General features: G+C 71.0%; 21 protein-coding genes. 6 read left to right on the forward strand and 15 right to left on the reverse strand.

Translation table 11 applies throughout. From position 1 onward, the window contains the following. Positions 1 to 3: 3 nt before the first annotated feature. Positions 4 to 4197, reverse strand: coding sequence for a HAMP domain-containing protein (locus AB0K12_RS26540; RefSeq protein ID WP_364566535.1), 4194 nt, complete (start codon positions 4195 to 4197; stop codon positions 4 to 6). A 471-nt stretch (positions 4198 to 4668) separates the two neighbouring features. Here AB0K12_RS26540 and AB0K12_RS26545 point away from each other — a divergent pair, with 471 nt between their 5' ends. Continuing rightward, on the forward strand, positions 4669 to 5862 hold the full coding sequence (locus tag AB0K12_RS26545; RefSeq protein ID WP_364566538.1) for a GAF domain-containing SpoIIE family protein phosphatase: 1194 nt from the start codon (positions 4669 to 4671) through the stop codon (positions 5860 to 5862). A gap of 114 nt (positions 5863 to 5976) precedes the next feature. On the opposite strand, the gene AB0K12_RS26550 is transcribed toward AB0K12_RS26545, so the two are convergent. The 3 genes from AB0K12_RS26550 to rho all read right to left on the reverse strand — a co-directional run bounded on the left by AB0K12_RS26550 (position 5977) and on the right by rho (position 10043). Continuing rightward, entirely contained in the window at positions 5977 to 7743 is a 1767-nt protein-coding gene (locus tag AB0K12_RS26550; protein ID WP_364566541.1) for a prolyl oligopeptidase family serine peptidase, read from the reverse strand. A 144-nt stretch (positions 7744 to 7887) separates the two neighbouring features. Next, positions 7888 to 8916 (reverse strand): putative RNA methyltransferase, encoded by a 1029-nt coding sequence (locus AB0K12_RS26555; RefSeq protein WP_364566544.1) that lies wholly within the window; start codon positions 8914 to 8916, stop codon positions 7888 to 7890. A gap of 20 nt (positions 8917 to 8936) precedes the next feature. Beyond that, entirely contained in the window at positions 8937 to 10043 is a 1107-nt protein-coding gene (gene rho, locus AB0K12_RS26560; protein WP_364566547.1) for a transcription termination factor Rho, read from the reverse strand. 421 nt (positions 10044 to 10464) lie between these two features. On the opposite strand from rho, the gene AB0K12_RS26565 reads away from it, so the two are divergent. After that, the gene (locus AB0K12_RS26565) at positions 10465 to 10608 is read left to right on the forward strand and encodes a hypothetical protein (protein ID WP_355415261.1); all 144 of its coding nucleotides are present in this window, start codon (positions 10465 to 10467) and stop codon (positions 10606 to 10608) included. A gap of 9 nt (positions 10609 to 10617) precedes the next feature. Continuing rightward, entirely contained in the window at positions 10618 to 11361 is a 744-nt protein-coding gene (locus tag AB0K12_RS26570; protein WP_364566551.1) for an MBL fold metallo-hydrolase, read from the forward strand. A gap of 70 nt (positions 11362 to 11431) precedes the next feature. On the opposite strand, the gene AB0K12_RS26575 is transcribed toward AB0K12_RS26570, so the two are convergent. Continuing rightward, positions 11432 to 13333, reverse strand: a complete 1902-nt coding sequence (locus tag AB0K12_RS26575; protein ID WP_364566554.1) for a nitrate- and nitrite sensing domain-containing protein — start codon at positions 13331 to 13333, stop codon at positions 11432 to 11434. A 62-nt stretch (positions 13334 to 13395) separates the two neighbouring features. Between AB0K12_RS26575 and AB0K12_RS26580 the strand changes: the two genes are divergently transcribed. After that, positions 13396 to 13821 carry a hypothetical protein gene (locus tag AB0K12_RS26580; RefSeq protein ID WP_364566557.1) on the forward strand — a complete coding sequence of 142 codons (426 nt, stop codon included), beginning with the start codon at positions 13396 to 13398 and terminating at the stop codon, positions 13819 to 13821. Positions 13822 to 13845: 24 nt separating this feature from the next. On the opposite strand, the gene AB0K12_RS26585 is transcribed toward AB0K12_RS26580, so the two are convergent. Next, on the reverse strand, positions 13846 to 14205 hold the full coding sequence (locus AB0K12_RS26585; protein WP_364566559.1) for a hypothetical protein: 360 nt from the start codon (positions 14203 to 14205) through the stop codon (positions 13846 to 13848). 75 nt (positions 14206 to 14280) lie between these two features. On the opposite strand from AB0K12_RS26585, the gene AB0K12_RS26590 reads away from it, so the two are divergent. Then, positions 14281 to 14808, forward strand: coding sequence for a DUF6886 family protein (locus AB0K12_RS26590; protein ID WP_364566562.1), 528 nt, complete (start codon positions 14281 to 14283; stop codon positions 14806 to 14808). On the opposite strand, the gene AB0K12_RS26595 is transcribed toward AB0K12_RS26590, so the two are convergent. From AB0K12_RS26595 to xylA, 9 genes are all read right to left on the reverse strand, one after another. Then, positions 14783 to 15745, reverse strand: coding sequence for a 2-dehydropantoate 2-reductase N-terminal domain-containing protein (locus tag AB0K12_RS26595; protein ID WP_364566565.1), 963 nt, complete (start codon positions 15743 to 15745; stop codon positions 14783 to 14785). The genes AB0K12_RS26590 and AB0K12_RS26595 overlap by 26 nt on opposite strands. Before the next feature lie 19 nt (positions 15746 to 15764). Then, positions 15765 to 16493, reverse strand: coding sequence for a glycosyltransferase family 2 protein (locus tag AB0K12_RS26600; RefSeq protein WP_364566568.1), 729 nt, complete (start codon positions 16491 to 16493; stop codon positions 15765 to 15767). 60 nt (positions 16494 to 16553) lie between these two features. Further along, a complete protein-coding gene (locus AB0K12_RS26605; RefSeq protein WP_364566570.1) occupies positions 16554 to 17096 on the reverse strand; it encodes an AAA family ATPase in 543 nt (180 codons plus the stop codon). Next, the gene (gene lysS / locus AB0K12_RS26610) at positions 17093 to 18709 is read right to left on the reverse strand and encodes a lysine--tRNA ligase (RefSeq protein ID WP_364566573.1); all 1617 of its coding nucleotides are present in this window, start codon (positions 18707 to 18709) and stop codon (positions 17093 to 17095) included. Before lysS ends, AB0K12_RS26605 begins: the two co-directional genes overlap by 4 nt. Positions 18710 to 18757: 48 nt before the next feature. Next, on the reverse strand, positions 18758 to 18979 hold the full coding sequence (locus tag AB0K12_RS26615) for a hypothetical protein (RefSeq protein ID WP_364566576.1): 222 nt from the start codon (positions 18977 to 18979) through the stop codon (positions 18758 to 18760). 1 nt (position 18980) lies between these two features. Next, complete coding sequence (locus AB0K12_RS26620; RefSeq protein ID WP_364566578.1) at positions 18981 to 20318, reverse strand: S8 family serine peptidase; 1338 nt, start codon at positions 20316 to 20318, stop codon at positions 18981 to 18983. Positions 20319 to 20394: 76 nt separating this feature from the next. Then, a complete protein-coding gene (locus AB0K12_RS26625) occupies positions 20395 to 21495 on the reverse strand; it encodes a Gfo/Idh/MocA family oxidoreductase (protein WP_364566581.1) in 1101 nt (366 codons plus the stop codon). Then, complete coding sequence (locus AB0K12_RS26630) at positions 21492 to 22235, reverse strand: sugar phosphate isomerase/epimerase (RefSeq protein ID WP_364566584.1); 744 nt, start codon at positions 22233 to 22235, stop codon at positions 21492 to 21494. Before AB0K12_RS26630 ends, AB0K12_RS26625 begins: the two co-directional genes overlap by 4 nt. Continuing rightward, positions 22232 to 23386: a xylose isomerase gene (xylA, locus tag AB0K12_RS26635; RefSeq protein WP_355415287.1), complete on the reverse strand. Its 1155-nt coding sequence runs from the start codon at positions 23384 to 23386 to the stop codon at positions 22232 to 22234. Before xylA ends, AB0K12_RS26630 begins: the two co-directional genes overlap by 4 nt. Before the next feature lie 89 nt (positions 23387 to 23475). Between xylA and AB0K12_RS26640 the strand changes: the two genes are divergently transcribed. Next, positions 23476 to 24588, forward strand: a complete 1113-nt coding sequence (locus AB0K12_RS26640) for an ROK family transcriptional regulator (RefSeq protein ID WP_364566587.1) — start codon at positions 23476 to 23478, stop codon at positions 24586 to 24588. The last annotated feature ends 148 nt before the right edge of the window (positions 24589 to 24736 follow it).

The raw sequence follows: 24736 nt of genomic DNA on the forward strand, positions 1-24736 counted from the left end.
CGATCACGACCCTTCGGATGGTGCTGCGGACGTGTCTGAGGTGCTGCCACGCCCTCGGCTGAGCCAGCCGCGCAGGCGTTCGAGCAGGCGGTCGACGTCGACGGGCTTGGGCACGTAGTCGGACGCGCCGGACGCGATGGACTTCTCCCGGTCGCCGCGCATGACCTTGGCGGTCAGCGCGATGATCGGCAGGTCGGCGAACTGCGGCATGCGGCGGATGGCCGAGGTCGTGGCCCAGCCGTCCATCTCCGGCATCATGATGTCCATCAGCACGAGCGCGACGTCCTCGTTCCGTTCGAGCTGTTCGATGCCTTCCCGTCCGTTTTCAGCGTAGACCACCGTGGAGCCGTGTCGTTCCAGCACGCTGGTCAGCGCGAAGACGTTGCGGATGTCGTCGTCGACGATGAGGATCTTCGCACCGCTGAGCGGGTCGTCGCCCTGCCACTGGCTGGGCGTCTCCACGGGCGGCTCGACCAGCTCGGGCATCGGCAGGTCGAGCGGCAGCGGCGGCTCGGGCGTGGCGGCGGCGGTGGGCACCTCCTCCGACGGCGGCGTCATGAGCTGGCGCCGCGAGGCGGAGCCGCCGTCGGTGGCGGCCAGCGGGCCGGTGTAGGAGGCGGGCAGGTAGAGCGTGAACGTGCTGCCCTTGCCCAGCTCGCTGTCGACGTGGATCTCGCCGCCGAGCAGCCGCGCGATGTCACGGCAGATGGCCAGGCCCAGGCCGGTGCCGCCGTATTTGCGGCTGGTGGTGCCGTCGGCCTGCCGGAACGCCTCGAAGATGACGTCGCGCTTGTCGGGCGCGATGCCGATGCCGGTGTCGATGACCTGGAACGCGAGCAGGTCGTCGGCGTCGTGCAGCGTGTCGTCGTCGAACTGCATGCCAGGCGGCGGCGTGGAGACGCGCAGCTTGACCTCGCCGCGCGGGGTGAACTTGACCGCGTTGGACAGCAGGTTGCGCAGCACCTGCTGCAGCCGCTGCTCGTCGGCGCGCAGCTCCTGCGGCACGTCGGGCTCGACCTCCACGTGGAAGGCCAGCCCCTTGTCCTGGGCCAGCGGCGCGAACGCGGCCTCCAGCAGGTCGACCATCTTCGGCAGCGAGACCTGGATCGGGTGGATGTCCATCCGGCCGGCCTCGACCTTCGACAGGTCGAGCATGTCGTTGATGAGCTGCAGCAGCGCCGAGCCCGCGCTGTGGATCGTGCGGGCGAACTCGACCTGCTGGGAGGTGAGGTTGCCCTCGGCGTTCTCGGTGAGCAGCTTGGCCAGCACCAGCAGGCTGTTGAGCGGCGTGCGCAGTTCGTGGGACATGTTCGCGAGGAACTCGGACTTGTAGCGCGAGGACACCGCGAGCTGCTCGGCGCGCTCCTCCAGCGTGCGGCGGGCCTGCTCGATCTGGAAGTTCTGGATCTCGATGGCGCGGTTCTGCTTGGCCAGCAGCGCGGCCTTGTCCTCCAGCTCGGCGTTGGACCTGCGCAGCTCCTCCTGCTGGCGCTGCAGCTCGTCGGAGCGTTCCTGCAGCTCGCGGGTGAGCCGCTGCGACTCGGTGAGCAGGTCTTCGGTGCGGGAGTTGGCGATGATCGTGTTCATCGTGACGCCGATGGTCTCGACGAGCTGCGTCAGGAAGTCGAGGTGCACCTCGCCGAACGGCGTGAACGAGGCCAGCTCGAGCACGCCGAGCACGCGGTTCTCGAACAGGATCGGCAGCACCACGATCTGCGCGGGCGTGGAGCGGCTGAGCCCGCTGTCGATGGTGATGAACTCCGGCGGCACGTCGTCGAGCACGATGTGCCGGCCCTCGGCCGCGGCCTGCCCGACGATGCCCTCGCCGATGGCGAAGCGCCGGCGCGGCCCCCGGTCGGGGCGTACGCCGTAGCCGCCGATGAGGATCAGCTCGTGGTCGCCCTCGGGGTCGATGCTGTAGAAGGCGCCGTAGCGGGCCGAGACCAGCGGGGTCAGCTCGCTCATCGTCAGCTTGGCCACTTCGAGCAGGTCGCGGTGGCCCTGCATGAGCCGGGAGATGCGGGCCAGGTTCGACTTGAGCCAGTCTTGCTCCTGGTTGGCCTGCGTGGTCTCGCGCAGGCTGCCCACCATGGAGTTGATGTTGTCCTTGAGCTCGGCCAGCTCGCCCTGCGCCTCGATGGCGATGGAGCGGGTCAGGTCGCCGCGGGCGACGGCGCTGGTCACGGTGGCGATGGCGCGGATCTGGGTGGTGAGGCTGCCCGCCAGCTCGTTGACGCTCTCGGTGAGCCGCTTCCACGTGCCCTCGACGCCCTCGACGCGGGCCTGGCCGCCGAGCTGGCCTTCCGTACCGACCTCGCGGGCGACGCGGGTGACCTCGGAGGCGAACGACGACAGCTGGTCGACCATGCGGTTGACGGTGGTCTTGAGGGCGAGGATCTCGCCCTGGGCGTTGACGTCGATGCGGCGGGTCAGGTCGCCGTTGGCGACCGCGGTGGTCACCTCGGCGATGTTGCGCACCTGGTAGGTCAGGTTGTTGGCCATCGAGTTGACGTTGTCGGTGAGGTCCTTCCAGACGCCCGACACGCCCTTCACCCGCGCCTGGCCGCCGAGCTGGCCTTCCGTGCCCACTTCACGGGCGACACGGGTCACCTCGTCGGCGAACGACGACAGCTGGTCCACCATCGTGTTGAGGGTGTCCTTGAGCTGGAGCATCTCGCCCTGGGCGTCGACGGTGATCTTCTTCGACAGGTTGCCCTGGGCCACCGCCGAGGACACCGCGGCGATCTGGCGTACTTGGGAGGTGAGGTTGTTGGCCATGGAGTTGACGTTGTCGGTGAGGTCCTTCCAGACCCCCGACACACCTCTTACCTGTGCCTGCCCGCCCAGCTGTCCTTCCGTGCCGACCTCGCGGGCGACTCGGGTCACCTCGGATGCGAACGACGACAGCTGCTCGACCATCGTGTTCATGGTCGACTTGAGCTCGAGGATCTCGCCCTGCGCGTCGACGTCGATCTTGCGGGTGAGGTCGCCGTTGGCGACCGCGGTGGTGACCTGCGCGATGTTGCGCACCTGGTACGTCAGGTTGGCCGCCATGGAGTTGACGTTGTCGGTGAGGTCCTTCCAGACGCCCGACACGCCCTTGACCTCGGCCCGGCCGCCCAGCTTGCCCTCGGTGCCCACTTCACGGGCGACTCGGGTGACCTCGTCGGCGAATGACGACAGCTGGTCCACCATCGTGTTGAGGGTGTCCTTGAGCTGCAGGATCTCGCCCTGGGCGTCGACGGTGATCTTCTTCGACAGGTTGCCCTGGGCCACGGCCGTCGCCACCGTCGCGATGCTGCGCACCTGCGAGGTGAGGTTGTTGGCCATGAAGTTGACGTTGTCGGTGAGGTCTTTCCAGACGCCGGACACGCCGGTCACCTGCGCCTGGCCGCCGAGCTGGCCCTCGGTGCCGACCTCGCGGGCGACTCGGGTGACCTCTTCCGCGAAGCCGGAGAGCTGGTCGACCATCGTGTTGACGGTGTTCTTCAGCTCGAACATCTCGCCCACGGCGTCGACCGTCACCTTGCGGCTCAGGTCGCCCTTGGCCACGGCGGTGGTCACCACGGCGATGTCGCGCACCTGCGCCGCCACGCGCGAGGACATCGTGTTGACCGCTTCCGTCAGGTCGCGCCAGCTGCCCGACATGCCGCGCAGGTTGGCGCTGCCGCCCAGGCGGCCCTCGGTGCCGGCCTCGCGCGCCACGCGGGTGACCTCGGAGTTGAACAGGGCGAGCTGGTCGACCATGCCGTTGATGGCCTTGCCCAGCCGGCGCACCTCGCCGCGCGCCGACCTGTCGAGGTCGATGCGGCGCGACAGGTCACCCTTGGCGACCGCGTCGATGACGTCGGCCGCGCCGCTCACCGGGCTCACCAGGGCGTCGATGAGCTGGTTGACCGACTCGACGCTCTCCGCCCATGCGCCGACGCCGGGCCCCGGCGTCAGCCGCTCGCCGAAGCGGCCTTCCTTGACCACTTCTTTACGTACGCGGGTCAGCTCGTTGGCCAGGTGTTCGCGACGGTCGGCCACTTCGTTGAGCAGCAGCCGCACCTCGCTCAGGATGCCGGGAGGAGCATGAGGAACCCGACGCCGGAAGTCGCCGTCACGCCAGGAGAACAGAGTCTCCAGGATGGGCACGAGATCCGACTCGGTGTACGTCCTCTCCTCCGGGCTTGGCTCGGCCTTGGCCGTGGTCATGGGGCCTCCTTCACTCGCGGCTGGCTCCGGCGAGTGATTCAAGTCTGTCACGATGAGTAGCTCGTAGTCCTGTCCTTGGATTTACCCCAAGTCAGCGGGAAGTGTGGTAGGCACGTGAGGATGACTGCTTCTCCCCATGCGGTGCTCGCTGCGACGTTCGCGCCCGGCGAGGCCGCTGTGACGGCTGCGATGAGGTTCACGCGCGAGGTGATGACCGCGTGGGCCACTGGCGGCATGCTCCACACCGCCGAGCAGGTCGCCGGAGATCTTACCGCGCAGGCCGCTGACGAGCCGTTTGAGGTGATTTGGAAGCATTTCGGGGACGCGGTCCAGGTCGAGCTGCGGCAGCGAAACCTCTCCCAAGCTGATCCGAAGGCTCCTTCCGTGCACGTCGAGGAGTGGGGAGTCACCTTTGCGGGCGATTCCCGTGTCCACTGGGCTAGGCTCACGCTACCCGGCTCCACGGACAGCATGGCCGCCGAGTGGATGGAGGAGAGCAGCAGAGGGCCCCACTGGCTGGGCTTCCTCGCCGACGCCAGCGACCTGCTCGCCGGCACGCTCGACCCCGACATGGTGCCGGCCATCATCGCCCAGGTCGTGGTGCCGCGGCTGGCCAACTGGTGCGCCGTCTACACCTCCGACAACAACGCGCCGCCGCGGCTGGTCTATCTGTGGCACGCCGACGAGGCGCGCATCGACGGCCTGCGCGAGCAGCTCACGGAGATGGACGTCGCCGCCGCCGACACCAGGGTCACCTCCACCATCCACCTCGCCGAGTGGCAGGTGCTGGCGGTGCCGCTGATGGCCCGCGGCCGCAGCCTCGGCATGATGTGCCTCGGCCGCCCCGACCGCTTCCCCGACGAGGTCATCCAGTTCGCCGACGACATCGGCAGGCGCGCTGCGCTGGCCATGGACAACGCCCGCCTCTACGCCCAGCAGGCCGCCGCCAACCGGGCGCTGCAGCGCAGCCTGCTGCCGCCCAACGAGCCCGAGGTGCCCGGCCTCGACTACGGCGTCATCTACGAGCCCGCCGGCGAGGCCAACGAGGTCGGCGGCGACTTCTACGACCTGTTCAAGGCCGGCGACGACTCCTGGCGCTTCGCGATCGGTGACGTGTGCGGCACGGGCCCAGAGGCCGCCGCCGTCACCGGCCTGGCCCGCCACACGCTGCGGCTGCTGGCGAGAGAGGGTTACGGCGTGGCCGCCGTGCTCGGCCGGCTCAACCAGGCGATCCTGGAGGAGGGCGAGCGGGCGCGGTTCCTCACGCTGCTGCACGGCGACATCACGCCGGTGGCCGACGGCGGCCTGGAGGTGCGCCTGGTCTCGGCCGGCCATCCCGAGGCGCTGCGGCTCAAGCCGAGCGGCAAGGTCGAGGCGGTCACCACCCCGCAGTCGCTGCTCGGGGTCTTCCACGAGGTCATGTTCGAGGCCGACACCGTGCGGCTCGACCCCGGTGACGTGCTGCTGGCCGTGACCGACGGGGTGACCGAGCGCCGCTCCGGCGGGCGGCTGCTCGACGACGACGGCGGCCTGGCCAAGATGCTGGCCGAGTGCGCGGGCCTGTCGGCCAGGGCGGTGGCCGAGCGCATCCGCAGGGGCGCGGCCGAGTTCGCCTCCGAGCCGAGCGCCGACGACCTCGCGATCGTGGTGCTGCGCGCCCGCTAGCGCCTGCCCGATCATGGCGGGCCCGGGTTCTTGCTGCTCACGTACGCTCTTCCAGCCGGGTAACAGGGTGCCGTGATGCTGGCACGTTCCCTGACCGGAGGTCAAGCCCTCTCGTCAGGGGCACCCGACGTGCTTGCGCGCGAAGTCGAGCTGCAGGGCCGTCTGGGCGATGCGCTCGGAGACGACCAGCGAGCCGCGGATGGCGTCGTAGGTGTAGACCTCGTGCTCGCGGCCGTGCTCGGCCAGCCTCGCCACGTACTTCTCGATCTGGCGCAGCGGGCAGCGCGTGTCGTTCTCGCCGGCCAGGATCAGCAGCGGGGCCTTGATCTGGTCGACGTACGTGATCGGAGAGCTGGCCGCGTACCGCTCGGGCTGCTCGTCGGGCGAGCCGCCCAGCAGCGCGCGATGGTAGGCGCGCAGGCTCTCGGCCTCGTCCTCGTACGACGTCTGGTGGCAGGCGATCGGCACCGCGGCGATGCCGCACGCCCACAGGCCGGGCTGGGTGCCGAGGCCGAGCAGCGCGAGGTAGCCGCCCCAGGACGTGCCGGCCAGCACCGTACGCGTGCCGTCCACGATGCCGTGATCGACCACCCACTCGCGCACGGCCGCCACGTCGGCCAGCTCGATGTGACCGACGTCGCCGTGCAGCGCGTCGCGCCAGTCGGAGCCGTAGCCGGTGGAGCCGCGGTAGTTGACCCGCACCACCGCGAACCCGGCGTCCACCCAGGCCGCGACCTCGGGCGCGAACTCGTCGCGGTCGTGCGAGGTCGGCCCGCTGTGCAGCAGGAACACCGCGGGGTAGGGGGCAGTGCCGGTCTCCGGCCTGGACACCAGCGCGTGGATGCGCCCGCCCTCGCCCTCGACGTCGATGTCCTCGACGGGCACGCTCGGCGGCGCGGGCGGTCCGCCGGCGTTGAGCACGACCTGGCCGCTGGTCGAGCGGATGACCGGCGGGCGCGAGGCGCTGGACCAGGAGTATTCGACGTGGCCGCCGGGCCTCGGCGCGGCCTCCTCGATCACGCCGTGCGGCGTCTCGATGAGGGTCAGCCCGCCGCCTCTGAGGTCGTAGCGGTGCAGGTAGGTGCGGGCGCGGTCGTCGCGCAGGATGAGCAGGCCGCGGCCGTCGTCGTACCACTCGGCCGACAGCTCGCCCGAGTCGCGCAGCCAGATCTCCCGCTGCTCGCCGGTCACCGGGTCCCAGACGAGGGGCTCGTTGCGGCGGCGGCGCTCGTGCAGGGCCAGCAGGCGGCGGTCGCCGACGACGGGGGCGAAGCTCAGGCCGACCACGCCCTTGCCCGGACCGTCGTGCAGCTCGCCGACCACGCGGCCGTCCTGGCGTACGACGCGCAGCGCGGGGTGGCGGAAGTCGCCGTACTCGCCGTGGTTGATGGCGATGAGGGAGCCGTCGAGGGACATGGCGGCCACCCAGGCGGCCTCGGTGTGCTCGTAGAGGGTCTCGGTGGGCGCGCCTGGGCGTACGAGGTGCACGCGGAACCTGTCGCCGCTGGCCAGGCTGATGGCGGCGGCGCCGGTGGTGGACAGCGCGATGCCGCTGGGCTGGCCCGGCTCCAAATCGGTCGCGACCGGCTCGCCCTGGCCGCCGGTGAACGGCTGGCGCCACCATCCGCCGAGCTCGTCACCGTCGGTGTCGGCGAACCAGTAGATCCACTGCCCGGTCGGGTCGATGGCCGCGTACGCGGTGCCCTTGGGCTGGTCGGTGACCTGGCGGGTGGTGCCGGCGACGCGGTCCCAGGCGTAGACCTCCCACTTGCCGGTCGCGTTGGAGCGGTAGATGGAGCGGTTCGGGGCCTGGCGCGCCCAGGACGGCAGCGTCATGCGCGACGCCCGGAACCTGGCCTGCCAGCGTTCCTCCGCCTTCATCCGGTGCGCCCCCTCCCATTGGTGTCCCGCGCCCCGGGGCGTGGGATGTCGTCCAGTATTGCGCCTGTGCCGGGGAAATTCTCCGAGAATGTGGGGGAATTTCGGACTAAATGCCCCATCAGTAACACCAGTCACACATGCCCGTCAAGAAACAGATCTTGATCGGGGCGCCGGTTCGAAGATAGACAGCTGAAACGCTGCACGGGTTACTACGCGCTGCTTTCCTGCGGCGACATTTCTGCCCACAAATGCGGCAATTCGCGCATCGAGCGTGTCCGGCTCGTTATGCCACGCGTTGGGACCCATGCCGACGACCTGGGCGATGTCACCATGCCCCAGCTCCATCTCGAACTCGATCGAGCGCCGGTCGATCTCCACGAAACCCTCGAGGCTGCGTGCCACCCTGCGCTCCTTCTCCTCGTCCACCGAGAGCAGCCCCAGCTGCTCGACCAGCGGACTCAGGTGATGCGGCGCCGGAGTGACGACCACCGCCGCGCCGCCGGGACGCAGGATGCGCCGGAATTCGGGCCCGTTCCTGGGCGCGAACACGTCGATCACCACATCGGCCACCCCGCTCCTGATCGGAAGCGGGCGCCACACGTCGGCCACGAACGCCCCTGCCCTGGGATGCACCCGCGCCGCCCGGCGTACAGCGTGCTTCGACACATCGAACGCCATCCCGATGCCATCGTTCATCGCATTGAGCACGGCCGCCAGATAGTGCCCGGTGCCCGTGCCTGCGTCGACCACCACAGGCGAGATCCTGCCCACCACGCCACGGTCGTCGACGATGTCCGGCTCCTGCCCGGAACCCGCTGGTCCCGTGCCGTCACCGGCCTCCACTCCCGCCCCACGGTACGCCCTCAACTCCGCGCCGTCATTCGTTTCGGTGGAGGACTCATGTTCTGCTGGAACGATTCGGCTCCGCACGGCGCCGGCGAGCGCGTCGGCGAGCGGTGCGTAATGTCCTTTGTCCAGGAATTCGGCCCTGGCCGCCACCATCGCGGCGCTGTCGGCGGTGCCCGGCGGCCGCGATCCGACCAGCAGGCTGACGTATCCCTGGCGCGCCACGTCGAAGGAGTGCCCGGCCGCGCAGCGCAGGGCGGCGCCGTCCAGCCGGAGGTCGGCTCGGCAGACGGGGCAGATGAGGTGTTCGACGATGTCGGCGAGCATGCGGCCATTCTGGTGCACGCTCAGGCGGCGGCGGCTTCCAGGAGGAAGGCGGCGTTGGAGGGCGTCGAGCGCAGCCGCTCCACCAGCACCTCCATCTTGCGGGTCCGCTCCATCGCCGACAGCGAGCGGCGCAGCCGCCAGACGATCTGCCGCTCCTGGTCGTGCAGGAGGATCTCCTCGCGGCGGGTGCCCGAGGCGTCGAGGTCGACGGCGGGGAACAGCCGCCGCTCGGCCAGCTCGCGGGTCAGGTGCAGCTCCATGTTGCCGGTGCCCTTGAACTCCTCGTACAGGCTGTTGTCCATGCGGGAGCCGGTGTCCACGAGCGCGGTGGCGATGATGGTGAGCGAGCCGCCGCCCTCGACGTTGCGCGCGGCGCCGAAGAAGCGCTTCGGCGGGTAGAGCGCGCGGGCGTCGATGCCGCCCGTCAGCACGCGGCCGCCGTTGGGCGCCACGTTGTTGTACGCCCGCCCGAGCCTGGTCAGCGAGTCGAGCAGCACCACCACGTCCTGGCCCGCCTCGACGAGCCGCTTGGCCCGCTCGATGACCAGCTCGGCGAGCGCCGTGTGGTCGCGGTCGGGGTGGTCGAAGGTGGAGGCGTAGACCTCGCCGTCGATGTGGGCGCGCATGTCGGTGACCTCCTCGGGCCGCTCGCCCACCAGCAGCACCATCAGGTGCACCTCGGGGTGGTTGCGGGCGATCCCGGCGGCCAGGGCCTGCATGACCATCGTCTTGCCGGCCTTGGGCGGGGCCACGATGAGGCCGCGCTGTCCCTTGCCGATGGGGGCGAACAGGTCGATGACGCGGGTGCTGAGCGACTCGGTCTCGATGCTCAGCCGTTCGGTGGGGTGGAGGGGGGTGAGGGCGCCGAAGGCGGGCCTGTCGTGCCAGTCGGACAGGCCGTTGACCGACTCGACGCCGACCAGCCTGTTGCCGGCGAAGCGCGCGGTGACGTGGTCGCCGGGGCGCAGGTCGTACTGGCGGAGTTTCTCGGGCGGGACGCGGACGTCGCCGGGTCCCGGCAGGTGAGCCGCCCTGATGAAAGCGGATTTGTCGCGTACGTCCAGCAGGCCGCTCACAAGGCGGACCTGAGCGGACGAACGCTGCTCGGGAATGGTGTGCACAGACATGGTGGGCCCCTTTGAGGGAGATGCGCCAGATCGTGCGTCACGATCGGCGGTGGTGAAAGAGCGGGCCGCCGTCGTCCAGTGGAAACCGGAAGAGAACGGGCGAGGCCCGAGTCGAGAGAGATCCAAGCGGAGCTGAAGCTCAACGCTTGGTGGGAACATACCACACGATCTGGTTCATACAACGCCTAGCCCTGTTGGGCTATTCCGGGGCTGTTCTCGTGTCTTCGCCCGCGTGGAAGTCTCTGGCGAGTGACAATGTTCTTCGTAGCACCGGCCCGCGAGGAAAATGACCGCAGCCGGTGTATCGAACGGCACAGAGCCCCCATCGGCGCAGCGTCATCGTGTCAAGTGGCATGCAGGATCCCTGCAACTCGATGAGGGTTCCATAGGCACATACGAAGAAACTCCTTGGGGGAGCACCATGAAGACCGTCAGCCGCTGCCCGCGGTGCCACCACGAGCTCGACGAGGGCCCGATCATCTACCGCTGCGCCAACTGCCGCCGCGCCGTCTACGCCGCCGACATCGAGAACGAGTACGTTCCCCGGCAGCCCGTCGCCGCCTAGTCTGGGCGGATGCCGCACCAACCGATCATCACCGGCTCCGGCGTCGAGGTCACACCCCTCTGCGACGCCGTCGGGCCCATGGGGCCGTCGATCCGCCGCCCGCCGGCCGAGCTGTTTCCCGGCTCCGGGCTCCCCGACGAACCCTGGGTCCTGCACTTCCACTGCTATCTGCTCCGCGACGCCGCCGACCGGCTGACCCTGGTCGACACCGGCATCGGCGCCGCGGACTCCCCGGCCGCGAGCTGGGCGCCGGTCCCCGGCACACTGGCCGGCGAGCTGGCCGCCGCGGGCGTCACGCCCGCCGAGATCGGCACGGTCATCCTCACCCACCTGCACAGCGACCACGCCTCCGGCACGGTCGCCGAGGGCAGGCCGGTGTTCGAGAACGCGCGCCACGTGCTCCAGAGGGCCGAGCTGGACGCCGCCGCGGGCCGCATGCTCGACGAGGTCGTCACCCCGCTCAAGGACCAGCTCCACGTCGTCGAGGGCGACGTAGAGGTCGCGCCCGGCGTCCACGTGCACGCCACGCCCGGCCACACCCCCGGGCACCAGATCGCCCGCGCGGGAGAGCTGGCCATGACCGGCGACCTGGTCCTGCATCCGGTGCAGCTGGCCGATCCCGCGATCCGCTACCTCTACGACGAGGACCAGGAGACGGCCGCGCGCACCCGCGCCGACGTGCTCGCCGGGCTCAGGGCCGAGCAGGCGATCCTCGCCACGGCCCACTTCAGCGAGCCGTTCCACCGCCTCTGACGCCGCTTATGACGCCGGGCCGCTCTCTTGAAAGGGCCGCTCCGTCTGAAAGGGCCGCTCCCTCTGAAGGTCAGCGGCCGGCCATGGCCGGCTGGTCCGCGAGGAGCGACGACGGCAGCGCCACCGTGGCGGTCAGGCCGCCGTACGGCGAGGACACCAGCCGGACCTTGATGCCGTGCCTGGCCGCCAGCCGGGAGACCACGAACAGGCCGAGCCGGTCGCTCTGCGCGAGGTCGAACTCGGGGGTGTTGGTCAGCCGGTCGTTGAGCTCGTCGAGCTCGGCCCTGGGCAGCCCGAGCCCCCGGTCCTCCACCTCCACGACCATGCCGTGCGGGCTGAGCGCGCTGCGCACGTCCACGCGGGTCCTGGGCGGTGAGAAGAGGGTGGCGTTCTCGATCAGCTCGGCCATCAGGTGGGCCACGTCGGTGACCACGGAGCCTATGAGCGCGACGGGCGGCGGCTGCAGTACCTCGACCCGCTCGTACTCCTCGACCTCGGCGACGGCGGCGCGCAGCACGTCGTGCACCGACACCGGGTTGCGCCAGCCGCGGCCTGGCGTCTGGTCGGACAGGATGATCAGGCTCTCGGCGTGGCGCCGCATGCGGGTGGTGAGGTGGTCGAGCTTGAACAGGTCGGACAGCGTCTCCGGCGCCTCCTCGGCCCGCTCCATGCTGTCGAGCTGCAGGAGCTGGCGGTGCAGCAGCGACTGGTTGCGGCGGGCCAGGTTGACGAAGACCTGGCTGACGCCGTGGCGCAGCCTGGCCTGGTCCACGGCGGCCTCCACGGCGGTGGCCTGCACGTCGTTGAACGCCTGCACGATGTCGCGGACCTCCGTGGTGTCCGCCTCCACCTGGAGGGGCGCGACCTCCTCGGCCGTGGGCGGCTCGGTGTTCGTCCGCAGCCGCTTGACCAGCCCGGCCAGGCGTACCTCGGCCAGCTCGGTGGCGGCGTCGCGCAGCGCGGCCAGCTCGCGGACCAGCCGCTTGCGGAAGCGCAGGGAGAGCAGGATCGAGGCGATGACCGCGAGGAGGCCGGCGCCGGCCGCCACGCCGATCTTGATGAGCATGCCGACCGCGTCCGGCGTCACCCGATCGGCCAGCGTCTTGGTGGACGTGGTCTGGTTGTGCTGGACCGCGGCCCACAGGTTCTCGCCGTCGATGGGCCAGGTGGCCGCCGCCGCGGGCAGGCCGTCCTTCGGCGACTGGTCCTTGACGGCGTCCTCGGCCTCCAGCCACTCCTTGTAGACCGGCGAGGCCGCCAGCCGCTCGTACGACGCCCGCAACCCCCCGTCCAGGTACGACATCGCCTGCGCGTAGAGCAGCCGCCTGGTGGCCACCATGCCGGTGAACGCCTCCCGCTCGCGCCCGTCCACCCGGCCCCTGGCCAGCACGGCCGCGATCACCGCCCGCTCGCGGGAGAGCACCTCGGTGGCCTCGCCCATCGTGATCAGCGCCTTGGCCTGCTGGTACAGCGCCATGTCGGGAACCAGGATCATGCTGTCGTACAGGCGGAAGGAGGCGTCGGCGATCTCGCTGTAGCCGTCGATGACGTCGATGGGCTCGACGACGGAGGCGTCCACCTGGCGGCGGATGTCGATGATCTGGGCGAGCCTGACGTTGAGCGCGCTGAGCTGGTTGAGCATCTCGGGCGGCAGGTTGCTGACGCGGGCGGCCGACGTCTGGAAACGCGTGATCGCCTGGTCGGTGGCGCGGCGCTGCTCGACCAGCTCGTCGGAGCCGCGCCCGTTCATCATGAGCCCGACGGACAGCAGCCGCTCGTTCTGCAGCGCCACGTTGACCTGCACGGACGGGCCGGTGAGGTTGTCCGACATGTCCTTGGCGGCCAGCAGGCGCAGGCCGTCGCCGCCGGTCAGGCCGGCCGCGAACGCCCACAGCCCCACCAGGGACAGCAGGGGGACGAGCAGGAGGACGAGCAGCTTGACGGTGATGGGGCGGCCACGCGTGGGGGGCATGCGACCTCCGGGTGCATGATGAGACCGCCTCGCAGATTACACCCCCCTTTGAGAGGATTTCCGTGCGTCTTCCGCGATCTTTCTCCGGCTGGACCATCGGCGTCTTCGGCGTTCTGGCCTTCGCGCTGGGCCTGCTCGGGCTGCTCTCGCCCGGCACGATGCTCACGATGCTCGGTTTCGAGGTGCCGGAGGCGCGGGCGGCCGGCGACTACACGCTGGTCTATCTGGCCGCCTCGTCGATGGCCGCGGTCAACATGGGCGCCTACTACGTCTTCGCCGCTTGCGCGGACTACGTGCCGTTCTTCCGGTGGACGGTGCCGTTCCGGCTGGTCACGTTCACGGTGTTCACCACGCTCGTGGTGACGGGGGCCGCGCCGGGCGAGTTCATCGGCGTCGGGCTGTGGGAGGGGCTGGGGGCCGTGGTCACCGGGGTCGCGCTGTGGCGCGAGGGCAGGCTGCTGCCCTCGCGCCCGCACGCCGACGCCTGACCAGACGCCTGACCAGACGCCTGACTAGCGGCGTTCCTCGGCACGGCCGGCGACCAGGTGGTCGCCCTTGGTCGTGGCGTGCTCGCGCTCGAGCCGCCGTTCCAGGTCGCGCTTCTCGTCCTCCAGCCGGGCCACCCGGTCGGAGGCCTCGGCCCTGGCGCTGCGCAGCCGGCGCCGCTGCCGGGCCGTCCTGCGCGAACCCGAGCCCATCAGCCACAGCCCCACCAGCAGGAGCGCCGCGGCGGCGGCCCCCGCGAGGAACATCTCGACGTGGCCGAGCTCGAAGGTGTAGCCGAACAGGATGTACCTGGAGCTCTGCTCGAAGAGCACCAGGGCGAAGGCGGCACCGGCGAGCAGGATCAGGAGCAGTCCCAACACGATCATCCAACTCACCCCTTGTCGGAAAGAGAGGCTCTCCACTGCCCGGAGATCGGCGGGATATGCGCGAAGATGACGTTCATGAGACCAGCGGCAGGGGAGGTCCTGCACTTCTCGGAAGACCCGGCGATCGACAGGTTCGAGCCGCATGTCGCGCCGACGAGCCGGCAGAGCGAGCCCTACGTGTGGGCGGTCGGCCACGACCGCTGCCCCGACTACTGGTTCCCGCGCGCCTGCCCGCGGGCGATGGCCTGGACGGGACCGCGCACCAGCGAGCACGACGCGCTGCGCATCCTCGGCGCCGGCTGCGGGACGCGCGTGCACGCCGTCGAGTACGCCTGGCTCAAGGCGATCATGGACGTCCGCCTCTACGCCTACCGGCTGCCCGCCGGCACCTTCGAGCCCATCGGCGACCCGCCGCACGCCATGGTCTCGACGGTCCCCGTGACGCCGCTCGGCCCGCCCGAGCAGGTGGGCGACCTGTTCGAGCTGCACGAGGAGGCGGGCATCCAGCTCAGGGTGCTGGACAACCTCTGGCCGTTCTGGAACGAGGTGACGGCCAGCACCCTGGAGTTCAGCGGCATCAGGATGCGGAACGCGCGTCGATGAGCGTGCGCACCTGCTCCGGCGTCATCGAGCTGGGGGCCAGCCGCTCGCGCGCGACCCGGTTGGCCTCCCGTCGCAGCGTCTCGTTGACCGGCGCGGGCACGCCGTGCTCGCGGCCGATCAGCACGATCTCGCCGTTGAGGTAGTCGGCCTCGATCGAGCCGCTGCCCCTGGCCAGGCTCTGCCAGGACGACCCGCCGCCGCGCTCGACGCCCTCGATGGGCTTGGCGTCCACCTTGTGGCCGCGGACCGCGGCCTCGTCCTCGGGCGTGTGGTAGGCGATGCCGGCCCGGTCGAGCACCGTACGCGCCTCGGCCCGCGCCAGCTCGGCCAGCTCGGCCATGCCGGGCGCGTGGCCGACCAGCGCCTCGACGGCGTTGCCCAGGTTGCCGAGCAGCTTGAGGTATTTCCAGCGCATGACGTCGTCGGACGCGTGCGCCACCAGGCCGTGCTTGCCGAGGTCGGTGACGATCTGCTCGCCGAGCTCGTCCACACCCTGGGGATAGCGCCCGACGTGCAGCATCCCCGAGTAGGGGTAGGCGTGCGCCGCGATGGTCCCCGGCGCGGGGATCTGGGCCGGCAGCCACACGCACATGCCGTAGACCCGCTCGAAGCGCCGCAGCGCCATGCGCTCGTTGGCGACGCCGTTCTGGGCGCAGACCACGGGCAGGTCGGACGACCACGGAGCCAGCGCCGCGACGGTGTCCTGCGACTTGGTGGCCACGATCAGCACGTCGCCGTCGCGGGCCGGCACGGGACCGTCGGCGGCGGGCACGGGCAGGGTCTCGGTGTTGCCGGGGGTGAGCAGGCGCAGGCCGTCACGCTTGAGAGCCTCGTAGTGGGCTCCGCGCGCGATGAGGACGACCTCGTGCCCGCCTTGGAACAGGCGGGCGCCGATGGTGCCCCCGACCGCTCCTGCTCCGATGACTATGTAGCGCATCGTCCGAGGATGTCACTCCTCATTTGGCCAGCGCCACCTGGGTGTGCGCGGTGACGGCGGAGCCGCGCGAGCGCTCGCGCCAGATGGTCCGCAGCACCCGCCAGCCGTCGCGGACGGCGTGCAGGTTGCTGGTGCCGTGGATGCGGGAGCGCTCGCGGCTCGGGACCTCGCGGATGACCAGGCCGGCCTGGGCGGCGCGGACGTTCATCAGGGTCTCGATCTCGAAGCCGTCGCAGTCGAGGTCGAGCACCTCCAGGTGGCGCCGCCAGAAGGCGTTGTAGCCGTAGCAGAGGTCGGTGTAGCGGGTGCCGTAGAGCAGGTTGGTGATGCCGGTGAGGAACCTGTTGCCGAGCGAGCGGATCGGGCTGAGATCGTCCGAGCCGCCACCAGGGGCGTACCTGGAGCCCTTGGCGAAGTCGGCGCCGTTGATGAGGGTGGCGACGAAGGAGCGGATCTCCCTGCCGTCGGTGGAGCCGTCGGCGTCGATCATGACGATGATGTCGCCGCGGGCGGCCTGGAAGCCCTCGATGAGCGCGTTGCCCTTGCCGCGCCGGGTTTGGACGACGACCCGGAGCCCGGGGCGCAGCCTGCGCGCGACGGCGACGGTGTCGTCGGTCGAGTTGCCGTCGATCAGGATCACCTCGTCGATCCAGTCGGGCAGCGTGGCGAAGACGTGAGGAAGGTTCTCGGCCTCGTTCATCGCGGGGACGATGACACTGACGCTCGCGGCGAAAGGCTGCTTGTTCATGGACCCAAGGTTGCCCCGAACACATGCAATTCACTTGCCAATGCCTTGCATGGATAGCGGTTATTCCGGCGGGCCGGTTATTTGTCCTTCTTCGGCCCGCAAAATGATCTCATCAACGGTCTCCTCGGCCGTTTGATGGGAGGTGTCCAGCCATAGGCCGATGCGCGGGGTCTCCTCCCGGAGGGCGGCGTCCAGCTGGGCGATCGTCCAGCCACCGCCGTATCCGGACTTGGCGCGGGCGGCCTCGCGGCGCGCGACGGCGGCCGGATCGGGCGCCAATACGAACACATACAGCGGGCGCGAACGGATCATTTCCGTGAATCGCTGCAAATCCCCGCCGATAATCACATCCTGAACAATTGCCGTGAATCCGGCGTCGAAATACATATCGGCTGTGGAAGCCGCCAGACGATAACGCAGCCGGAGTTGGCGCACCGCTTCGTCGCCGGCCTCCGGCGTCATCTCGGCGCGCCCGCCGACCACCATCCGGCGGAACACGTCGCCGCGTACGTGCGCGGCGCGCGGCAGCCGCTCGGCCAGGGCCTGGGCCACGGTGGACTTGCCCGCGGCCGAGACCCCGGTGATCACGACGACGCCCTTCAAGCGCCCACCAGCTTGCGCACCCGGTCGGCGCCCACCGCCATCAGCAGCGTGGGCAGCCTGGGACCGGTGTCGCGGCCGACCAGCAGCTTGTAGAGCAGCGCGAAGAAGGCCCGCTGGGCCGCCTTGAGCTCGGGCGTCGCCTTCGCGTCGGCCGGCAGGCCCGCCTGGAGCTTCGGCACGCCGTAGACCAGGTCGGTCAGGCCGTCGAGCGTCCAGTCGTCGAGGCCGTCGGCCAGCAGCCGCAGCGCCTCGCGGTCGTCGGCGCCGAGCGAGTCGAGCAGCTCCTGGTCGGGCGACTCGCGCACGCGCGTGCGCTGGTCGGCGGGCAGGTGCTCGTCCACCCAGCGCTGCGCCCGATCGAGCCTGGGCCGCGCCGCGTCCAGCGTCTCGACGCCGTCGAGGTCGCCCAGGATGCGCAGGGTCTGCTCGGCGTGGCCGGTGGTGATGTCGAGCACCGAGGCCAGCGTGCGATAGGCGACCGGGTGGAGCGTGGCGGGCAGCGGCCCCGCCGCGGTGGACACGGCCCTGTCGTACGCCGCCAGCTCAGCGGGCTGCGCCTGCCCGCCCGCGACCTTGCGGCCCAGCGCGTCCCACTCGTCGTAGAGCCGCTGGATCTCGTGATCGAAGGCGATCTTGAAGGACTGGGCGGGCTTGCGGCGGGCGTACAGCCAGCGCAGGACCGGCGCCTCCATGATGCGCAGCGCGTCGGACGGCGTCGGCACGTCACCCTTCGAGCTGCTCATCTTGGCCATGCCGGAGATGCCGACGAAGGCGTACATGGGGCCGATGGGCTGCTGCCCGCCGAACACCTCGCGGACGAGCTGCCCGCCCACGACCCACGCCGACCCCGGCGAGTGGTGGTCGACCCCCGAGGGCTCGAACACGACCCCCTCGTACGCCCACCGCATCGGCCAGTCGACCTTCCACACCAGCTTGCCCCGGTCGTGCTCGGCCAGCCGCACGGTCTCGCCGAAGCCGCACTCGCAGGTGTAGGCCAGCTCAGTGGTCTCGTCGTCGTAGTTGGTGACCGTGGTGAGGTCGCGCCCGCACAGGTCGCAGTAGGGCTTGTACGGGAAGTAGTCGCCGCCGCGCGGCGGCTCGCCCTCCTTGGTGCGGTAGCGGGAGAGCACGCCGTCGATCCTGGCCCGCTCGCGCACGGCCAGCAGGATCTGCTCGCGGTAGGCCCCCGACGTGTACTGCTCGGTCTGGCTGATGGCGTGCACCTCGACGCCCAGCTCGGCCAGCGCCTCGCTCAGCGGAGCCTTGAAGTGCTCGGCCCAGGAGGAGTGGGGGCTGCCGGGCGGCGCGGGCACCGAGGTCAGCGGTTTGCCGATGTGCTCGGCCCACGACGGGTCGATGCCCGCGGGCACCCTGCGGAAGCGGTCGTAGTCGTCCCACGACAGCAGGTGGACGCACGCGTGGCCGCGCCGCCTGATCTCGTCGGCGACCAGGTGGGGCGTCATGATCTCGCGCAGGTTGCCCAGGTGGATCGGGCCGGACGGGCTCAGCCCCGAGGCGCAGACGATGGGCCGGCCCGGGGCGCGCCGCTCCGCCTCGGAGATCACCTCGTCCGCGAACCTGGAGACCCAGTCGGTCTCCTTACTGTCAGCCATCGCAGCATTGTCGCGGGTCGGCGCGGGTGAAGCCAACGCGTTACGCGATCAGCCGGGGTCGTGCGGCTCGATGCGGGGGTCGGAGAAGACCTCGGCCAGCTCGTGACTGACCCGCCTGGCCGCCTCCTCGGTGACCCGCAGCACGTGGCGGCCGGGGGCGACCGCCACGAGCCCGAAGCCGGCGTCGGCGTCGTCGTCGGACAGGCCGAGCAGCCGCAGCGCGTCGTCGAGGGTGGCGTCGGGCGGCAGGCGGATCTGGATGATGGCCATGTCAGGCCGCGCGCGTGCGGTTGTGGCGGGCGAGCGCGGCGAGCACGGCGGGCGGGTCGATGACGCCGAAGCCGTAGTCGTGGTCGAAGCCGACCGTGCTGCGGTCGTCGGCGGTGCGGTGCAGCAGCGTACGGAGCTGGGCGGGCGTCAGCTCGGCCGCCGGGCGCCCGGTCCTGACGGCGGCCACCACGCCGGCCGCGACGGGGCAGGCCGCCGAGGTGCCGGTGTCGGCCGGGCCGACCGCCTCCGACCCGGCGAAGTGCGTGTAGGCGCACAGGTCGGGCTTGCGCTCCGACAGCCGGCCAGGACCCTGGGAGGAGTAGCCGACCCGCTCGCCCCGCGTGTCCACGCCGCCGACCGACAGCACGGACGGGTGCGAGTTGGCGCCGGTGATGGGCCGGTCGGGGTAGCCGCAGCGCCCGTCTGGGCACTCGCGCCCGCAGTTGCCCGCCGAGAACAGGATGTCGGCCCCCGCCGCCTCCAGGCTGCCCACGATCAGGTTGAACGGGTGTGCCGGGTTGTCGGAGTAGTTGCCCGGGTGTCCCGGCGGGAAGTCCATGTCGGGGGAGAACAGCCCCCAGCTGTTGCTGACCACCAGCGACCTGGACTCGGCCGGCATGGCCCGCAGCACGCGGTCGAGGTGGGCGTAGGCGGCGACGGCGTCCGACAGCAGCCCGTCGGCGAGCGTGCCGCCCTCGCGCCTGCTGAGCAGGACGGGGATGTCGATCAGGGTCGCCTTGGGCGCGGCGAGCAGCACGTCGAACGCGCACATCGAGCCGTGGCCCACCGGGTGGCGGCCCGGCCGCGCGGGCACGCCGGGCGGGCTCCAGCTGCGCTGCGCGTCGAGCGTCACGTCGTGGCCGATGCGGGCGGCGACGTGGCCGGTGTTGACGCCGCCGTCCACGACCGCGACCGTCACACCGGCGCCGTCGTGGCCCGCCGACCACAGGTCCTGGACGTGCAGCAGCCGCCTGACCTCCGCCCAGTCGCCGACCGGGCCGTCGCCGCCGCAGGTGGGGCTGGGCTGGATGTAGGGGTCGGCGAAGACGCCGGCGACCTCGCGTACGGAGGAGGACAGCAGCGCCGCGCGGGTGGCCAGCTCGCCGTCGGAGATCTCGCCCCTGACCAGCACAGAGGCGTCTTCGGGCGCGAGCGAGAACTGCATGCGCTGGTGGGGCGAGAGCGAGAGCGGGCGGGGGACGGCGACCGGCTCGTACGCCGGGTCGATGAGGACTCCTGGCAGGTCGCCGGCGACGTCGGCCGCCACGCTGCGGACGCCGGCGTCCATCACCGAGGCGACGACGTCGGGGGCGGGCCGGAGCTGGATCAGGACACGCATGGGGATCCCCTTGAGGTTGCTGTGACCGAACGATTACACATCGTAATCGTGCCCGGTCTCCTCAAGGGGATTCCTCTCACAAGGTTGCGGCGTGCGGGTCCCAGTCGTCCGGCAGCGGCTCGGGGGCGTCCGGAGCGGAGCCGATGTCGCGGAACTCCGCCCGCTCACCCGACTCCGTGATGGCCGCCATGAGTTCGAGCACGTGGTAGGTCAGCTCGCCCGACGCGCGGTGCGGCGTGCCGGCGCGCAGCGACCTCGCCATGTCGAGCACGCCGATGCCGCGCCCCGCGGTCGTGCCGGTGATCGGCAGCTCCCGCCAGTCGGCGTCGCGCAGCCCGCGGACCAGCAGCGGGCCCTCGAACGTGTTGGGATCGGGCAGCGAGAGCGCGCCCTCGGAGCCGATCACCTCGATCATCCGCCGGTTGATCGCCGAGTCGAAGCTGAACGTGGCCGACGCCGTCGCCGTGCCGGGGAAGTCCAGCAGGGCGTTGACGTGGGTGGGCACGTCCACCGGGAACAGCTTGCCCGCCTTGGGCCCCGAGCCCACCTCGCGCTGGTCGCGGGCCCTGCGCGTGCCCGCCGCCACCCGGACGACGGGACCGAGCAGCGAGACCAGCGCGGTCAGGTAGTAGGGCCCGAGGTCGAACAGCGGTCCGCCGCCCGGCTGGTAGAAGAACTCCGGGCTGGGGTGCCAGGACTCCGGCCCGAGGCTCTGCGTGGCCGCGGTGACCGCGACGGGCTTGCCGATCAGCCCCGAGGAGATCGCGTGCAGGGCCGACTGCAGGCCCGCCCCCAGGAACGTGTCGGGGGCGCCGCCGACCCGCAGCCCCCGGTCGGCCGCCTCGGCCATGACCTTGGCGGCCTCGTCGGTGGTCATCGCCATCGGCTTCTCGCCGTACACGTGCTTGCCGGCGCGCAGGCTCTCCAGCGCGACGGCCGCGTGCGCGGACGGGACCGTGAGGTTGACGACGATCTCCACCTCGGGGATCGCCAGGGCGTCGGCGAGGGTGCCGGACACCTCGACGCCGTACTCGCGGGCCACCTCGGCGGCCCTGCCGGTGTCGATGTCCGCGACGGCGAGCACGCGCACGTCGGGGAAGGAGGTGAGGTTGCGTAGGTACTGGCCGCTGATCACACCGGCGCCGACGAGCGCGACGCCGACCGGGCCGTTGCTCAATGCCCCTCCAAGGAGGTGAGGTACGTGTGGCTCTCCGCCAGGGCGGCGAAGACGTCGGTCGCGCACTCGTCGAGCTCGACCACACGCCTTGCGTCGGGGGCGGCGGCGAGGATCTCGGGCACCGGCATGGCGCCCGCGCCCACCGCCGTGTGCGGCTCGCCCTTGACCACCGGGCCGTCCTTGACGTGCAGCGCGATCACCCGGTCCGCCAGGCGGCCGAGCAGCGCGGGCACGTCGGCGCCGCCCACGGCCGCCCAGTAGGTGTCGATCTCCAGGAACACCTCGGGCGCCAGCAGGTCGGCCAGCACCTCGATGGCGTGCCGGCCGTCCACCTTCGGCTCCAGCTCCCACCAGTGGTTGTGGTAGCCGATCCGCATGCCGTGCCGCGCGGCCTGCACGGCCAGGTCGTTGAGCAGGTCGGCGGCCCTGGCGATGCCGTCGCGGGTGGTGAACTCCTCGGGCGCGATGCCCGCCGGCACGATCACCTTGTCCGTGCCGATGGTGGCGACCGCCTCGAACACCTCGGCGGGCTCACGCTGGAGCACCGCGCCCGCGTGCGTGCCCGACACGCTCAGCCCCAGGTCGTCGGCCACCGCACGGAAGCCCTTCGGGTCGTTCAGCGGGTCGTACGGCTCGACGGCCCGGTAGCCGGCCTCGGCGACCCGGCGCAGCGTGCCGTCGCGATCGGCGGCCAGCGCCTGCCTGACCGTGTAGAGCTGGACGCTGATCGGTCCGCTCATCCGCGTACCCCCAGGAGGTGCTCGAGCGCGAGCTGGTTGAGCCGGGTGAAGTGGAAGCCGCGGGCGGCCGCCTCCTCCACGTCGAAGTCGTCCTTGGCGAGGTCCTGCCAGGTCTCGCCCTCGGCGAGCGTGGGCTTGGCCAGCTCGTCGACGCGCGAGGCCCTGATCGCCTCCTGGACCTCGGGGTCGGCGCGGAAGGCGCGCGACTTCTCCTTGAGGATCAGGTACGTGCGCATGTTCGCCGCCGCCGAGTCCCACACGTCCTGCGGGTCCTCGGTGCGCAGCGGCTTGTAGTCGAAGTGGCGGGGGCCGTCGTAGCCGCCGTTCTCCAGCAGGTCGACCAGGAAGAACGCGCTCTTCAGGTCACCGTGGCCGAAGATGAGGTCCTGGTCGTACTTGGGGCCGTGCTGGCCGTTGAGGTCGATGTGGAAGAGCTTGCCGTGCCACAGCGCCTGGCTGATGCCGTGCACGAAGTTGAGCCCGGCCATCTGCTCGTGGCCGACCTCCGGGTTGAGGCCCACCATCTCGGGGTGCTCCAGCTCGTTGATCAGCGCCAGCGCGTGGCCGATCGTGGGCAGGAGGATGTCGCCGCGCGGCTCGTTCGGCTTCGGCTCCAGGGCGAAGCGGATGTCGTAGCCCTTGTCGATGACGTACTGGCAGAGGAGGTCCAGGCCCTCCTTGTAGCGGTCCATGGCGGCCTTGACGTCCTTGGCGGCGTCGGACTCGGCGCCTTCGCGCCCGCCCCAGCACACGTACGTCTTCGCGCCCAGCGAGGCGGCGAGGTCGAGGTTGCGCATGACCTTGCGCAGCGCGTAGCGGCGGACGTCGCGGTCGTTGCTGGTGAAGGCGCCGTCCTTGAAGACCGGGTGGGTGAAGAGGTTCGTGGTCGCCATCGGGACCTTCATGCCGGTCTCGTCGATGGCCTTCCTGAAGGCGGCGACGGCCTTGTCGCGGTCGGACTCGACGGCGAGCAGGTCGTCGTCGTGGAACGTGACGCCGTACGCGCCGAGCTCGTGGAGCCGGTGGACGCTCTCCACCGGGTCGAGCGCCGGCCGGGAGGCGTCGCCGAACGGGTCGCGGGCCTGCCAGCCCACGGTCCACAGGCCGAAGGTGAAGCGGTCGTCGGGAGTCGGCGTGAAGGATGCGGTCATTTTCGGGCCCCTGTAACTTTTAGTCCATAATCTGTACTTATCCTGAGGAGGTGGATGCCATGTCGTCAAGAGGGGTCAGGCATGATTCCATGCGCGCCCGTAACCTGGCCGTAGTGCTGGCGACCATTCACCGATCAGGACCTCACACCCGGGCCTCGCTCGCTGAGCGGACCGGGCTCACGAAGACCACCGTATCCAGCCTGGTCGCCGACCTCCTTGAGGCGGGCGCGGTGACCGAGAGCGGCGCCGTGCGGGCGGGCGAGCGGGGGCGTCCCGGCGTGGCGGTCAGCCTCAGCGGGCACCGGGTGGCCGCGCTCGGGCTGGAGATCAACATCGACTATCTCGCCGCCTGCGTCGTCGACCTCACCCGTACGGTCCGGCTGCGGCGCATCATCCCCGCCGACAACCGCAACTCCGACCCCGCCGCCATCCTGGAGGGCCTGCGCGCCCTGGCCAAGGAGACCACCGCCGAGGCGGCCGCCGCAGGGCTGCGCGTCATCGGCGCCGCGCTCGCCGTCCCCGGCCTGGTCGAGGGCGGCATGCTGCGCAGCGCCCCGCACCTCGGCTGGCGCCACGTCCGCGTGTCGGACCTCGTGGACATGCCGTTCGAGATCGACAACGAGGCCAACCTGGCGGCGCTCGGCGAGCTGTGGTTCGGGCCGCGGGAGAGCGACTTCCTCTACGTCTCCGGCGAGATCGGCATCGGCGCCGGCCTCGTGGTGCAGGGCGGCGTGTTCAAGGGCACGTACGGGCTGGCCGGCGAGCTGGGCCACGTCGTGGTCGTGCCCGACGGGCCCGGCTGCCGCTGCGGCGGACGGGGCTGCCTGGAGGTGTACGCCGGCCAGGACGCCCTCCTCGGCGACCTCGGCTCGGTCCGCGAGCTGGTGACCCGCCTGGAGTCCGGCGACCAGGCGGCCCTGGAGGCGTGCCGGCGGGCCGGGCACGCGCTCGGCGTCGCGCTCACCTCGGCCGTGCACCTGCTCGACCCCGGCACGATCGTGCTGGGCGGGATCTTCGCGCCGCTGTTCCCCTGGCTGGCGGCGCCGGTCTCCGACGGTCTGGGCACGCGGCTCGCGCAGATGCGCGGGGCACCGCCCGACCTCGTGGTCTCGGCCACCGGCTCCGACGCCGCCGTGCTCGGCGCGGCCGGGCTGGTCATCCAGCAGATCATCGCCGAGCCCGCCAAGCTGCTCGGACTCTGACGCCTGGCCGTGAGCGCGGGCGCCGCGCCGAGGTGCGGTGCCGTGAACGCCCTTGTGAGGCCCGCGGAAAATTCACGTGGACGCTTAGATCCGCATTACGCGCCGCCTTTTATCGTGACGCCCGAAACCGTACCTCGGGAGCAGCCCA

The sequence above is a fragment of the Nonomuraea sp. NPDC049419 genome, assembly GCF_040676995.1.
Classification (GTDB): domain Bacteria; phylum Actinomycetota; class Actinomycetes; order Streptosporangiales; family Streptosporangiaceae; genus Nonomuraea; species Nonomuraea salmonea.